This is a genomic window from Chryseobacterium carnipullorum (assembly GCF_900142785.1).
Taxonomy (GTDB): Bacteria; Bacteroidota; Bacteroidia; order Flavobacteriales; family Weeksellaceae; genus Chryseobacterium; species Chryseobacterium carnipullorum.
In genome coordinates, this window is the sequence record NZ_FRCD01000033.1 from 1 (window position 1) to 13,488 (window position 13,488).

Sequence of the window (13,488 nt, forward strand, 5' to 3'; positions counted from 1 at the left end):
AATTTCAGACTGGTGAATAAGTATATTGTTACAGCATAAATATAATATATATCGAAAATTTAGACAAAATTTAAAATTAGTCTCACAAAACGATAAAAAATAAAAACAATAAATTAATTTGTATAGGACAAATCGTAAAATAACATATTAATATAAGCTATAAGAATATTTTCTAGTTATAATATCATATTTTTGTAATAAATATTTTTAATGGAAAAACTTTTAGATGTAGTTTATGATTTTCAGCAGGTAGACGATGATCCTAAAAGTGTAAAGTGGATATGCAAATAAAAATTCCAGTATCAGTTAAGCTACATTTTGATAAATTTTATTTTGATTGTTAAATTCTTCTATTGTTTTGTACTTCAGGGTGCTATGGCGTCTTTTTTTGTTGTACCAGACTTCAATGTATTCGAAAATTTCCAGCCCCATTTTTTCTTTTGTAACAAGGTTGTTGCCATAGATGAGTTCTGTCTTTAATGATTTGAAAAAACTTTCTGCTACTGCATTATCCCAACAATTTCCTCTGCGGCTCATACTTCTTGTAACACCATAAAATTCAATAGTATTCGCAAATTTTTTACTTGCATATTGAACGCCTCTGTCGCTGTGAAAAATTAATCCATTTATTATTTTCCGATTTTTGACAGCCATTTTCCAGGCTGCAAGGCTTGTCTCTTCGGTGCTCATTCCATTACTCAAACTCCATCCGATTACTTTTCGGTCGTATAAATCAATTATCGTTGTCAGGTATAAAAATCCTTCTTTGGTCTGAATATAAGTGATATCAGAAACCCAAACTTGCGCAGGTTTCTCTGCAATAAAATTCCTGTCCAACACATTTTCTACCACCAGATAATTGTGTTTAGAGTTTGTAGTTACTTTAAATTTCCTGCTTAATCTACTTCTCAAGCCAAGCTCTTTCATATATTTACCAACAGTTATTCTAGAGATTTTATAGCCTAAAGAATTCAATTCAAAAGTAATCCTAGGGCTTCCATAGCGTTGTTTGGATGAGAAATAAATCGAAGTTATTTGCTGTTTTATTTTTTCTTTCAAAAGCAATTTCTTGCTTAAGGGTCTGCTTTTCCATTTATAATAACCGCTGGAACTTAATCTTAAAACAGTACACATCTTTTCAATCAGGAAAATAGATTCATTATTTTTTATGAATTTATATTTCATCGACCGCTCTTGGAGAAGATGCCGATCGCTTTTTTTAATATATCACGTTCTAACTCTGCATCTTTCAGCTTTTTTTCAAGTTCATGAATCTTTTCCTGGTCGGGTGTTAGTTTTAAATTTCCATTGCCCGGGAAACTGCCTTCCCCAAATTCTTCATACTCTTTGCGCCATTTATAAAGTAGTGTGACTGCGATTCCCAGTTCACGTGCGAGTTCTGAGATATTAGTCCGCTCATTGCTCAGTTGAACGGCCTTGGTCTTTAAAGCAGGATCATAAATTTTTCGCTCTCGTTTCATAAGTTAAAATTAAGGTTTTATGCTTAACTTTTACTGGACGCTAAATTAGTACATCCAGTTACATCTGTTTTTAGATTCTTCAATATATAGTTATTCCACATTACTATAATGATATGTAAACTAAATCATTGTTTCCTTTGTAGTATTATGTAAAGGCTCAGCACCCGCTACCATTTCTTTAGCTTCTTCAGCGGGCACTATCTGAGGACTCCATTTTGCGTGTTTAGATGGCTTAAGTTCATATCCCATCTTTTTTGTATAAACTTTCGTAAATTCTGCACCGAAGAAAATAAGCTGACAGGTATAATTGATCCAAAGTAATAGTAATATAATAGTTCCTGCTGTACCAAAGGAAGAACTTGGATTGAAAGTATTAAAATAGAAAGTCAAAATATATTTTCCAAGAGTAAAAAGAATGGCTGTTACAATTGCTCCCACCCAAACAGATTTCCATTTTATCTGTACATCTGGCAAAATTTTAAACATCGCTGCAAAAAGGAAGAAAGTAACTATAAAGCCGACAACAATATTTATGATGTTAATGATGACAAGAGTCTCTAGTCCAAATCGACGTATGACCCAATCATTTGCTAGACCGATAAAAGAACTTAAAAGCAAAGTAATTAGTAGAAGAAATGCAATAACAACGATCATTCCTAAAGAGTTAGCACGGTCAAGAAGGTATTTTTCCCATGCTTTTTTTGGAGCAGCAACTACATCCCAAAGCTTGTTAAGAGATTTTTGAAATTGAAAAAATAATGAGGTTGCACCAAAGATCAGGGTAACAATCCCAACAATTTTCATGATAACATTTTTTTTATCCACCATTCCTCCAATTACCATTTCCTCAAGGCTCTTGCCAACATCTTTACCCATCATACTGCCGATAAGTTTTGTTATTTCGCCCTGTACTGCCTCCGCGCCGAAAAAAATTCCGGTAATCCAAATAATGATAATTAGAAGCCCAGGAATAGAAAAAATAGCGCTGTATGCTAGACTAGCTGCTTCTGTGCCTAGATCTCTTGCACTCCAATCTTTGTATGTTGCTTTAAGTATATCCCAGAAATTATTTAGTTTTTTCATAATCTATTTTTTAACACAGATAAATTTGATTTGCGATTGCACTGATCTTTAATCATTTTCAAATTCTATACCTACTACAATAATCTTTTTTGACTCGTTTAATTATATGTTGTACCCGAGAGCTTATTAACTTAAAAATTTGATGATTTTATTTGCTACAAAATTTATAATCCGTCTTTTTAAGACAATTGTTATCATAATTAACAACAAATAGAATCCAGCAACAATTAAAAATCCATATGAGAAATTATTAATTAGTTTGCCTATAAAAAAGGCAATCCCAAAATTAAAAAGGATGATACAAAAAACAAGAGTAAAAAGTAATATTGAGAGATATGCAATTGTTCCTGCTGAAAGGGAAAATTTTTCTATTATTTCAATTTTCAATAACTCAATACGCTTGAAAACATATTCCATCAAACTATCTATCATTGTAATGTTTATAAATATAAAAGGGTACTTTCTATGAAAAGAACCCTTTTATATATTAGTAAAGTTTTCATGAATTATTTCAATTCGTTTAATTTGATTTCAACATCCTTAATAACTTCAGTAGTTGTAGAGACTATTTGATCTTTGTATTTATCAAAGTTATCCTTTACGCTATTTCCAACATTGTTAACAATTGATGAAACTGTATCATATTGATCTTTCACTTTTTCTGACATGTCAAGATATTTATTCGTGGCTTCATCTTTAACATCATTGATTTTTGTTTTAATTTTTTTTCTGGTTTCAGTACCTTTATCCGGAGCATATATTATCCCGAAAACAACACCTGTTAATAGACCTGTTAATATACTTGCTAGTATGCTCGCTGAATTTTTTTCTTTTGTTGACATGATAGGTTTTTAAAGTTAGAAGTCAAAGTTAAATATACAAGTTGTATACCAATAGTTTTCGTTCAATTATTAAAACAAAATATATAATAGATTATAAATGAATTGGCTGTACAAGATCACATTCCTTCCGCAGATGTGTTTTTATCATACATGGTGAAAACTAGTTTTACTGTCTATTCTCTAAAAAATTGATTTCATATTTCCTGACTTAGGATATTTATCCGTACTTTGTTTTATCGTAAATATTAAGTGAATCTTATGAAGTTGAAATGTACGAGTACAGGGATTATTTATGTTAAACAGACATCAATAATAAATATTAAAAGACCTAATTCTCTTGAAGGCGCAAAAGTATTAGGAAAACCCGTTATATTAAACGTTAACAATGTTGTGTTTTTAAGTCATAATAGTGATGGTCATGTGACTTTTTTTATGCAGAATGGTTTTGAAATCTCAATTAATATATTTTTTTCTGAAGCTGAGCAAATTTTAATTAGTGCTATAGGTGGTCAAGAAGATGGAATTATCTAAAGGCAAGATTACTGTTGTTATTTAGATTTAAGGATTATAATACCAAGAATAGATTCTATTTAATAATATTTGACGTTCAAATCATAAATGTGGATAGGTTCATTTATTCAATTCGTTTATATGTAGATCTATTATTACGAGTATAAAAAATAAAACACATGCGTCTGCTATCAGACTATTAAAAGTATAGGCAGAATCCAAACGAATTTTTAAAAACGATTATATATAACTATTAAAAATTATTAATTTTGTTAAGTTAAATAATGTGGTAAATGGTACTACTTCATCTGAACACAGAAGATTTTCCCATTCTAAGCAATTTGGAAAAAGAAGATTTGAGCGAAATGTTGAAAAAATTATGTCAAGTGACTTTCCCGCACAAAAATGAAATTTCTAAAGAAGAGATGCTATGGGCAGCAATTTCTCTAGAGATGGATCTGAAATCTGTAAAAGGGGAAATTTGGAAAAAAATGGTAAGTACCTCACTGGATTCATCAAGTAATGAGGAGTTATTGAAAAAGTGACAGTTATCTACGGAGGATCATGCGAATAGTTTAGAAGTAAAATTAAAGGGTTAAAACAATTATAGTTTTAACCCTTCTATATAATATTTGTGTAATGGAATGTTATAGTATTCCACTACACAAATATAAATTATTATGAATCAGTACTTCCTTATATTTTTTAGTTTATTTTTACATAATTATACGAAAAATTAAAGCTGTAGTATGCTATGTAAAAAGATCATTATTTATTTGCAAAATACTAGCAATTGTCTGAGATTTTAAAATATTGTCATTTTTGTTGCTCCCAATTTTTTTAAACAATCTATGAAGGTAGAAATTTCTAAAAAACATAATTTTCGAATCTTTTGCGAAATACTTGTAGATAATCTTCTGTTACAATTCCAATTGTGCGATCCTTTTTTCTAAAATTTCTATAACATCTTTTATATCTAATGAAATTTTAGAAAAATTTTTAAAGGAATCTTCCATTTTATCCCATTCAATAATATCCAATATCATTTTATCCACCTCAAATTCAACGCCCATAAGCGTTATCGGGAAAATGGGCAGTTGTACCGAAAGCGACAAGAAATCAACGAGCATATCTTCGGCACTATCAAGCGGCAGTGGGGTTACAATCATACGAATTTAACGGGATTGGATAAGGTCAATGGTGAACACAGTTTAATAATGCTGGTTTACAACATCAAGCGAGCGATGAATATTCTGGGAGTTGCAGATTTAATTGCTAAACTCAAGACTTGGAAGTCACCTTACAAAATGAAAGTCTTGTTTTTGTTAAAAGTGACTTGTTTTAAGGCGATAATGAGCAAGCAAAATTTCCGGGAGAAATTAGCAGCATGAAAAATGGGGTTCATTAAAAGCGCTTATTAGTCTTCAGGAGCGTGCCATTTATCGTGTTTTGAGAGGTGGATTGGGGTTTTTTCACAGCCTGACGGAAGAAGTATTTGCGAAGGGCGGGCTAAAATTGGACTGAAAAGTTCAATTTCGACCGAACGAAGCAAATTGCTTTTTCAGATTACCAAATTACAAAAAAGTAATATGAAAAGCAAATTGCGACTAAATGCATCGGGTCTTTCTATTATATATTCAACCCCGCCTTTTGCAAATATTATGTTGAACTAAACCTTCGGTAGCTTTCCCAATCGCATAAATCAGTTACTTTGTAAAGTTAATTAAAAAATCAATAGAATGGCTACAAAAAAAAGAGTTTAGACGAGCTCAGAGAAAACAAAATCATCAATCAGGCAAAGCGCGAAGTGCCTGGTTTTACAGAACTTTTAAGCCGTTTTGAACGTACGGTTTCGGTGTTGGGACGCAGTCAGAGCACGTTCAATAATTACTCCAGACACGTCGCGGCGGTGTCGCTGCATTTCGGGAAAATCCCGACAGAATTGGATCCTGAGCAGATCCACGATTACCTTTTTTACCTTCAGAAAAAATCAAGATCACCCTCGCAATCGTATTTTAAACACACGGTTTACGGACTTCGGTTTCTGTTGAAATCGGAAGGTTTGAGCTACGATTATCTAAGTCTTCCGGAAATTAAAAAAGAGAAAAAACTGCCTGTTGTGCTCAGTAAACAGGAGGTTTGGCAGATGTTGTCATGCTGTAAACTTTTAAAACATAAAATCTTAATCGGGTTGCTTTACGGTTACGGATTGCGCTGTCTGGAGGTCAGAAATCTCCGTTTATGCGATTTGGATTTTTACCGAAAACAGCTGAAAGTGGTTCAGGGAAAAGGCAAAAAAGACCGCTATTTGCCTTTGTCGGAACATTTGATTCGGGGTTTGAAAAAATATATTGAAGCGGAAAAACCGGAAGATTTTCTCTTTGGAGAACCTCGAGCAAATCGTGCAGGTGGAGAATTCGATTCAAGATATTCGCAACGTGGCGTACAATGGGCGGTGAAACAGGCTTCAAAAACGGCAAAAATATTGAAAGAAGTGAGTGTTCATACGCTTCGGCACAGTTTTGCGACGCATCTTTTGGAGGATGGGATGAACATTGTGAGCATCAAAAATCTCCTCGGCCACGAAAACATCGAAACGACCCTCGTTTACCTTCAAATCGCCCAACTTTCTACCCAAAAACTCTTCTCTCCACTGGATACTTTGTTTGAGGAATGCAGAGCGAAGTAGTTGGTTTTGAATTTGTTAAAAGCCAAAATTCAAGCTTTAAATTTAATGAAAATCAACGTTTAGAAATCTCAAAAATACAGTCTGCTCAACCTGAATCTCAACCTCGATACGAAGTCGCAGATGTGTTGAATATTTTAGGTTCAAAACTAGAAAATTTAGGATTAAATTCCTGGCAATTAAGAACTTTATTTGCGTTAAAAAAGTGCCGTACATCGGCTTTGGGCGGTCATATTGACGCTTGTGACGAATGCGGAAATATCAGCATCAGCTACAACTCCTGCCGAAACCGGCACTGCCCGAAATGTCAGGGCAAAAACCGCGAAAAATGGATTGAAAACCGGGAAACCGAACTGCTTCCAGTGCCTTATTTTCACGTGGTTTTTACCGTTCCGGAAGTGCTGAACAAAACCGCACTTCATGCTCCGAAAATGTTGTATGATATTTTATTTGAATCGGCTTGGGAAACGCTGCAAACCTTTGGTGAAAATCGAGGTTTAAAAATGGGAATGATCGCTATTTTGCATACTTGGGGACAGAATCTGAGTCTGCATCCGCATTTGCACTGCATCGTTCCGGGTGGCGGCGTGGATGAAAACGGAGTTTGGAAAAACATCAGAAGCGACGGTAATTTTTTGTTTCCTGTAAAGGCTTTGAGCAAAGTTTTCAGGGCTAAATTTTGTGAGAAGCTGAAGGTTCGGTTATCATTAAAATGTAATAAAAATCAGACGGAAAATGATGAAAATCAATTTGAAAACCGAAAAAATGAAGCAGAAACTTATGAAAAACTCAGACAAAAACTTTGGGAAAAACCTTGGGTAGTTTTCGCTAAAAAACCCTTTGGCAGCCCGAAATCTGTGGTGGAATATTTGGGAAGATATACGCACAAAATCGCGATCAGCAACCAGAGAATCAGGAAAGTTGATGCGGAAAATGTAACGTTGGAGTACAAAGATTACCGCCAAAAAGGCATCAAAAAGCAGATGGTTTTGAGCCATGAGGAGTTTATCCGCCGTTTTGCGATGCATATTTTGCCGAAAAGATTTGTGAAAATCCGCCATTACGGTTTTCTCAGCAGCACATGGAAACGAATGAAGCTAAAAAATCTGCAACAGAATTTAGGCATTCAGCCCAAAGGAAAATTTCCACCCAAAACTTTTCAGCCGAAATGTAGTTGCTGCAAAGTTGGGAATTTGGTAACGATTGCAACGTTCGATTTGCGCGGTCCGCCCCTTTGGTTTTTGGAGATGAGCCAAAACTTTGAAAAGCCAAAAATCTAGCATTTTGGGTAAGGGTATTTATGCCTAAAAGTGAAGGAAAACACGATAAAACCAAGAAAAACCATCAAATTCACCCACAAAAAAAGAGACCTTTCTGAAAGTCTCCTGTATATCTTTAAAATCCTTCGTCGGTAAACCCATAATGCTGAAAAAAGCTCCCGAAGCTTCCGTTCAACAGGGTTTTCATTGTTCGTGCTTCGCACGCAACGAAAACTTAGCTATTAGCGGTTCGTTGTTTTTCATTTTTTTATGGTTTACTTGCTTACCAACTGTGCTTCATCTAAAGGCTCACTTATTTTTGTAAAGGTATAATCTGCCAAACTTGCACCTCCAGAGCAAAACCAATGCAGGGTAGAAACATCATCAGCTTTACCTTCTCCACCAATCGTTACTTTATTGTCTTTGAATGTAAATAGTACGGTATTAGCACCATCAGTGGCTTTGTAAACTCCTACGCTTATTTTCGTACCATTACCTTCAAATGAACAGGTGCCTTCTTTCTTGTCTGCTCTTGCACGAACACTCAAGTGCATGGTACTATCGGTAAGTTTTTTTGCACTCACCACGAGCCAGTCGAAGCCTTCTTTTCTTCTGCTGTATTCTTCTGTAACATAATCGCCAGAATAGTCAATTACAGATTTAGTAGCTTTTGGCTGTTCTTTTACATCTTCTGTCTTTGTAACAGATTGTTCATTTACATTAGTTTTTGTAGATTCTTTGCAACTTGCTAATGCTACTGAAATGACTAATGCTAAAATTGTTTGTTTTGTCATTTTGTTGTATTATAATTTATTAATTTATGTCGTCTTTTTTTACAATGACCGCTAACGTCAGTCTGTGAAAAAACCTCCGTTAATTACTTTCAAAAGTAGCAAAAACATTTCAATTGTGGGAGATTAAATTCGTATCTTTAGTGATGCAGCATATTATTGGGGTCGCCCGCAATCAGATGATTTTTACGAGTTTAGAACAGAATATTCAGGATGATAGTCCGGTTCTTTTTATCGATCATTAAAATTAAAAAAACTCCTAAAAAAGTAATTTTAGGAGTTTTTTAATGTATCAATAAAGTAAATTATTCCGTAATTCTTTCCAGAGTTTCGAATTTAGCGTAAGAAGCTCTCAATTTAACCAGTTGATCAGCTACTACAACTGTACTTTGCGGACATAAATCTCCGCTTTGCAAAGCTTCCTGATAAGCATCAATTGCAGCTTTTTCACCAAAAACAACATTCTCCAAAGTAGATTCTGCATGATCACCTCCAAAAGAATTTTTGATATCGATCCATGTTCTGTGCAATGCTCCTGCAGTTGTTGAGCTGTCATCCGGATTACCTCCTCTTTCGTTAATTAATCCCATCAGATCCGATTTCATCGTTTGAGATTCACGTACCATCTGGTCATAATCATTTTTTAGTCCGCTGTATGAGTCCCATACTTTTTCTTCTACCTTAGCAAATCCTTGGATTCTGTCATTTGTAATGTTTAATAAATCATTCAGTGTTGATACTGTTTTACTGTTGTCCATAATAATATTTTTTGTTAGTGTACTCATGTATTTACAATGACCGTACCATGTGGTACCAGATCAAATGCTAAAGTTTTCTTAAATAAAGAAATAGCACAATCTTTTTTACATAGTAAATATGAGTTGAAGCAGTGTATAAAAAAATATTTATTCTTCAATTAAAGTCTCCGTCCGGTTAATTAATAAGCGTTCGCTACTTTCTCCTCAAGTTATTACCAATTAGAATTCAGACGGCAAGCTCAAGGTAGATATCAATTTCAATCCAGATACTGAATGCTAATGCAATGGTATAGGTCTCCCATGGAAAAATAAACATTTATATAAATACTAGATTTTAAGTATTTTAGCAAATAATTGGTATTACGAATTTGCATATTGTTTGGATTTGCGAAATACGTGAATACGAATCACATTTCACCTAAAATTGCGGATGTAAATGAAGATATTAAGCACAATTATCATAGTTTTATTTTCTACTTTATGTTTTTCTCAAGATTTGGAACTTGAAAAAAATTCAAACTGGAAAAAATATAAGAAAGTTATAGAAACGAATTTTGAAAATAATTCAAAAACAGAATTTTTTTTAGAGGATGGAAAAATAAAAAATATTAAAATTTTCACTAATAATTTACTAACAAAAACAATATTTTTTAATGAAAACTAGATGAATATTAAAGATTCAACAAAGAATATCTACAATGATGGAGAGTTTAATTATTTCTACAATGAAAAGAAACAGTTAACTGAAAAAAGAAGTTTTGAAACGCTGTTTTTGACACAATATTTCTATAATAAAAATGGACTTTTAAAAAAGACAATTGGAACAGATGTTAAAAATAGATATAGACATATTATTGAATACAGTTACGACAAATGTTCAAATATAACAGAGCAAAAAGAAGAAGAAACAGGAGAGTCAATTAGAGGATATTTGTTTAAACCTTCTGTTTTAAATTATGAGTATAAATATAATAATAAAGATTGTATTTGGACAAAGAAATATTTAACAATAGATGGAAAGAAAAAACTAGTAAAAAAAAGATTTCTTGAAAAAAATATTCGACAAAAGTGGTAATTGTTGTATATCAAGAAATTTAAAAAAGTATAAAAATCACGGATTAAGTGCTAGTCTCAAAAAACGATAGCAAAATAGAAAATTTTTTTTCATTTACTTTAATTTTCCTCATACAAAATCTTTAGGTATGTCAATTAACATAAACTGAAATTTAAAAAAAATGAATAGAGTAAGCTTATTGAATTCACATAGCTATTTTAATCAGAAAAATCTTTCTTACAAAATAAAACCGTTCTCAATCGAGAACGGTTTTTTGTTAATAATCAAAACCTATTTATGACTGAACAATTGTATTTAGTTTGAACTATAATTATACGTTATATTAGCCCAAAACACTTCATCTCCGCTGTTTGTCATATTTCCCGGACCACTAAAAGTGGATGACGGAAAAATATTATTGTAATTAGCAATTCCAAAACCTGTTGTTTTTGAAATAAACAATGCTTGAGAGCTATCTGCCGGAGCCTTTTTTATATATTTAAAAACTCTTTTTAGTTTTAAAGATGATGTCGATTTATCAAAATTTCCAAAATATTCAGTATTGCTATTTTCTTTGATAAAGACAGAATCTTGCTTAATTGAGATGTTATATTTCAAATCAGACGCATTATCAGCGACGAGTTTTACAGTCATATTTTCAAGATCAAGTTCTACTTTTTTCCAAGAAGACTCCTTATAAAGTGACCAGTAATTTTGAATATAGCTTTCATCAGCAGTTATCGAATTTCCAGATGGACCTTTAAATAGATTTACATTGTTTACAGTATAAGTTTTAAAATTCATGCTGTATTTTGTGGAAGATACTGGTGTAGTGGTTGTAGTTTCGACCTGACCCTCATTTTCGCATGCAATACATGTTAATGCTGCAAGAATTATGTATGTAAATAATTTCATGACACAAAATTAGTCAATTATAATAAATGTATTGTTATTGCTTGGAAGAAGTCTATACGTATAATTCTCAGTATAATTTGAAACAAATTCACAAGGAAATCTTCCTCTAGGTACACAAACACCCTCCACTCTCGTAAGAGGTTGATTCGGAATGCTCATGCCAGTATTTAACCCTGCGTTTTGAAGGGTAATCTGTTCTGTGGTTTCTGTGTAATTCCAGCTATTAGATGTAGGCCCTCCACCTTTAACTCCTTTTTTTAATTTTTTCTCAATGACAAACTTAATACTTGGGGGAGCAATCATATTAGTTTGGCTGCGGCTTGAGTAGAAGTTTAATCTGAGATCTACATTTTTATTGCGTCCGCTACTAACTATATTATCGTGAACCATTCGTACATAAACAGGTGTTTTTCTAATATCATACTTAAATGTTGTTTTTACCTGTGAGTTATCATTCAGATATGAGTAAGAACAAAAAATTGGCACTCCAGGCTGACTTTTAGAAAATGTTCCTTTAGCTACATGATTTACAAATGATTGATACCCCTGGAAAGACTGGACAGCCGTCACACCATTACCACCGATTAAATATAGATTAAAATCTGCACCATCAAGGAAGTTTCTTTCTTCCTGAGTCAAAGTACTTTCACCATTAACGAAAAGTTTGCTGAAACTTTCATTCAGGATTGTACGTGCTGTCTCTGTCAATTCATTAGTTTCAATAGAGAGAACTCCCATTCTTCCGTAAGAAATAGAACTAACATATACAGGTTCAACACCACCGGTATCAATATTTGTATCATTAACCAATACATTAGCTCAGGAATAGTAAATAAACTTATAATATGGACTCACGAAGAATAGAAAAAATTTTATTAGGTGCGCTTATAATAACGGTAATTATATTTCTAATGGAAATTAACTTCTATGATGATACTAATTACACGGCAAGTAAATTAAACGAAATATTGTTCTGGTCAATTATAAGAGGTCTAGTAATCTCTGGAAGTGTTAATATAGCAAACCATTATTTTTCGAAATTAAAAGATAAATAATACTGCATTTGCAATCTCAAAAAACGATAAAATATATAACGTTTAATTTCTTCGGTAAAAATCCTGTAGATGATAGAGTGGGCGCAAATGTTAGCAGGAAAGGAATTGGTCCCGTCGAAAGTCTTGGAACAGGAAAATGGTCGTTCGATAATGTTTGGTTGACAGATGTTATTGAAACACTGAAATTATTGTCTGTGAATATAATTTACATGGACGGAACAGCTAAAACAATACCCATCACAGATAAATACTGGCTCGATCAGGAAGACCTTGATAATTTTAATGACATTATGGATTAATCAATTTTAAAATTTCAAACCGTGAAAAATTTTATTTTATTCTATGCCTTGCTGTTCGGGTTTCTATTCTCCTGCAACAAACCTAATCTCCCTAAAAAATACACCATCGAGGTCCAGCAAAATACCTGGTCAGATATGATGGGTGACGATTACCAAAGTTTATCAGAGGAAATTACTGCCAAAAATGTAGATGAGGCCTATTATAAAGGTTACAAAAGTTATATATCAAAACAAATTGATGCAGAAGATTTTAATGGCGAGATGGCACGCCGGATAATCATAAGCTTTCGGGTTTTAGATGAAGACCGAAAAAACATTGTCACACAGGTATCTCAAAAGTCTCTTGATTCTATACATCAAACTGTGGACAAACAAACGAATTATAAAAATAATTAATTTTTACACCATGAAAAACTAAATTTACTGTGAACTCAGAACCACTATTATTTTTCAGAAAGCTAAATCCTTTCGTGACAAAAGCGAAGTATCTACAAGGTATTCCCAATCTCAATGAATCTTTTACTGTTAAATTTGCACTGAAAAAGGATCAATTTTATTATTAGAGAAATCATAGTAAAATTACATGAAAAATCACAGCAACTATTCAATGGAAATATGACTTTTATTTATATATGAGGAATAATGTTCCACACGTAAAATACTACATAAAGTCCGTGAGTCACCGTCAAGATTAACTATAATTCACAATCAATCAAGTGACTTATCTGATGAAAAAGAAATTCTTTAGAATATGA

The 13,488-nt window shown here is 32.8% G+C and carries 18 protein-coding genes; 9 read left to right on the forward strand and 9 right to left on the reverse strand.

Features of this window, described 5'->3' with window-relative positions; genetic code table 11:
- Window positions 1-306: 306 nt before the first annotated feature.
- The 4 genes from BUC06_RS22795 to BUC06_RS22815 form a co-directional block, all read right to left on the reverse strand.
- Window positions 307-1,481 (reverse strand): IS3 family transposase gene (locus BUC06_RS22795; RefSeq protein WP_228423880.1). Its coding sequence is split into 2 segments (ribosomal slippage): window positions 307-1,214 and window positions 1,214-1,481, totalling 1,176 coding nucleotides; the frame shifts between segments, so codons are not numbered across the junction.
- Window positions 1,482-1,601: 120 nt separating this feature from the next.
- A complete protein-coding gene (locus tag BUC06_RS22805) occupies window positions 1,602-2,567 on the reverse strand; it encodes a YihY/virulence factor BrkB family protein (RefSeq protein WP_073336881.1) in 966 nt (321 codons plus the stop codon).
- A gap of 123 nt (window positions 2,568-2,690) precedes the next feature.
- Window positions 2,691-2,996, reverse strand: coding sequence for a phage holin family protein (locus BUC06_RS22810; protein WP_073336883.1), 306 nt, complete (start codon window positions 2,994-2,996; stop codon window positions 2,691-2,693).
- 74 nt (window positions 2,997-3,070) lie between these two features.
- On the reverse strand, window positions 3,071-3,406 hold the full coding sequence (locus tag BUC06_RS22815; RefSeq protein ID WP_073336885.1) for a YtxH domain-containing protein: 336 nt from the start codon (window positions 3,404-3,406) through the stop codon (window positions 3,071-3,073).
- Window positions 3,407-3,664: 258 nt separating this feature from the next.
- On the opposite strand from BUC06_RS22815, the gene BUC06_RS22820 reads away from it, so the two are divergent.
- Complete coding sequence (locus BUC06_RS22820; RefSeq protein ID WP_073336887.1) at window positions 3,665-3,937, forward strand: hypothetical protein; 273 nt, start codon at window positions 3,665-3,667, stop codon at window positions 3,935-3,937.
- Between the two features lie 320 nt (window positions 3,938-4,257).
- The gene (locus BUC06_RS22825; RefSeq protein ID WP_139263423.1) at window positions 4,258-4,461 is read left to right on the forward strand and encodes a hypothetical protein; all 204 of its coding nucleotides are present in this window, start codon (window positions 4,258-4,260) and stop codon (window positions 4,459-4,461) included.
- A gap of 375 nt (window positions 4,462-4,836) precedes the next feature.
- Here BUC06_RS22825 and BUC06_RS23670 read toward each other — a convergent pair whose 3' ends face one another.
- Complete coding sequence (locus BUC06_RS23670) at window positions 4,837-5,085, reverse strand: hypothetical protein (RefSeq protein ID WP_139263424.1); 249 nt, start codon at window positions 5,083-5,085, stop codon at window positions 4,837-4,839.
- Here BUC06_RS23670 and BUC06_RS22830 point away from each other — a divergent pair.
- From BUC06_RS22830 to BUC06_RS22840, 3 genes are all read left to right on the forward strand, one after another.
- On the forward strand, window positions 5,014-5,307 hold the full coding sequence (locus tag BUC06_RS22830) for a transposase (RefSeq protein ID WP_228423882.1): 294 nt from the start codon (window positions 5,014-5,016) through the stop codon (window positions 5,305-5,307). The two genes, BUC06_RS23670 and BUC06_RS22830, sit on opposite strands and share 72 nt — an antisense overlap.
- Before the next feature lie 416 nt (window positions 5,308-5,723).
- The gene (locus BUC06_RS22835; RefSeq protein WP_228423884.1) at window positions 5,724-6,605 is read left to right on the forward strand and encodes a tyrosine-type recombinase/integrase; all 882 of its coding nucleotides are present in this window, start codon (window positions 5,724-5,726) and stop codon (window positions 6,603-6,605) included.
- Window positions 6,590-7,882 (forward strand): IS91 family transposase, encoded by a 1,293-nt coding sequence (locus BUC06_RS22840; RefSeq protein WP_228423886.1) that lies wholly within the window; start codon window positions 6,590-6,592, stop codon window positions 7,880-7,882. Before BUC06_RS22835 ends, BUC06_RS22840 begins: the two co-directional genes overlap by 16 nt.
- A gap of 254 nt (window positions 7,883-8,136) precedes the next feature.
- On the opposite strand, the gene BUC06_RS22845 is transcribed toward BUC06_RS22840, so the two are convergent.
- Complete coding sequence (locus BUC06_RS22845; RefSeq protein WP_073336891.1) at window positions 8,137-8,655, reverse strand: hypothetical protein; 519 nt, start codon at window positions 8,653-8,655, stop codon at window positions 8,137-8,139.
- A 302-nt stretch (window positions 8,656-8,957) separates the two neighbouring features.
- The gene (locus BUC06_RS22850) at window positions 8,958-9,437 is read right to left on the reverse strand and encodes a PA2169 family four-helix-bundle protein (RefSeq protein WP_228423888.1); all 480 of its coding nucleotides are present in this window, start codon (window positions 9,435-9,437) and stop codon (window positions 8,958-8,960) included.
- A 409-nt stretch (window positions 9,438-9,846) separates the two neighbouring features.
- Between BUC06_RS22850 and BUC06_RS22855 the strand changes: the two genes are divergently transcribed.
- Window positions 9,847-10,074 carry a hypothetical protein gene (locus BUC06_RS22855; RefSeq protein ID WP_073336893.1) on the forward strand — a complete coding sequence of 76 codons (228 nt, stop codon included), beginning with the start codon at window positions 9,847-9,849 and terminating at the stop codon, window positions 10,072-10,074.
- Complete coding sequence (locus tag BUC06_RS22860; RefSeq protein ID WP_073336895.1) at window positions 10,075-10,485, forward strand: hypothetical protein; 411 nt, start codon at window positions 10,075-10,077, stop codon at window positions 10,483-10,485.
- A 294-nt stretch (window positions 10,486-10,779) separates the two neighbouring features.
- Here BUC06_RS22860 and BUC06_RS22865 read toward each other — a convergent pair whose 3' ends face one another.
- Together BUC06_RS22865 and BUC06_RS22870 are read right to left on the reverse strand one after the other, a co-directional pair.
- Window positions 10,780-11,379, reverse strand: a complete 600-nt coding sequence (locus BUC06_RS22865) for a hypothetical protein (RefSeq protein ID WP_073336897.1) — start codon at window positions 11,377-11,379, stop codon at window positions 10,780-10,782.
- A gap of 9 nt (window positions 11,380-11,388) precedes the next feature.
- Entirely contained in the window at window positions 11,389-12,189 is an 801-nt protein-coding gene (locus tag BUC06_RS22870) for a thiol-activated cytolysin family protein (RefSeq protein WP_073336898.1), read from the reverse strand.
- A 253-nt stretch (window positions 12,190-12,442) separates the two neighbouring features.
- On the opposite strand from BUC06_RS22870, the gene BUC06_RS22875 reads away from it, so the two are divergent.
- Entirely contained in the window at window positions 12,443-12,733 is a 291-nt protein-coding gene (locus tag BUC06_RS22875) for a hypothetical protein (RefSeq protein WP_073336900.1), read from the forward strand.
- Window positions 12,734-12,754: 21 nt separating this feature from the next.
- Window positions 12,755-13,129 carry a hypothetical protein gene (locus tag BUC06_RS22880; protein WP_073336902.1) on the forward strand — a complete coding sequence of 125 codons (375 nt, stop codon included), beginning with the start codon at window positions 12,755-12,757 and terminating at the stop codon, window positions 13,127-13,129.
- Window positions 13,130-13,488 lie beyond the last annotated feature (359 nt).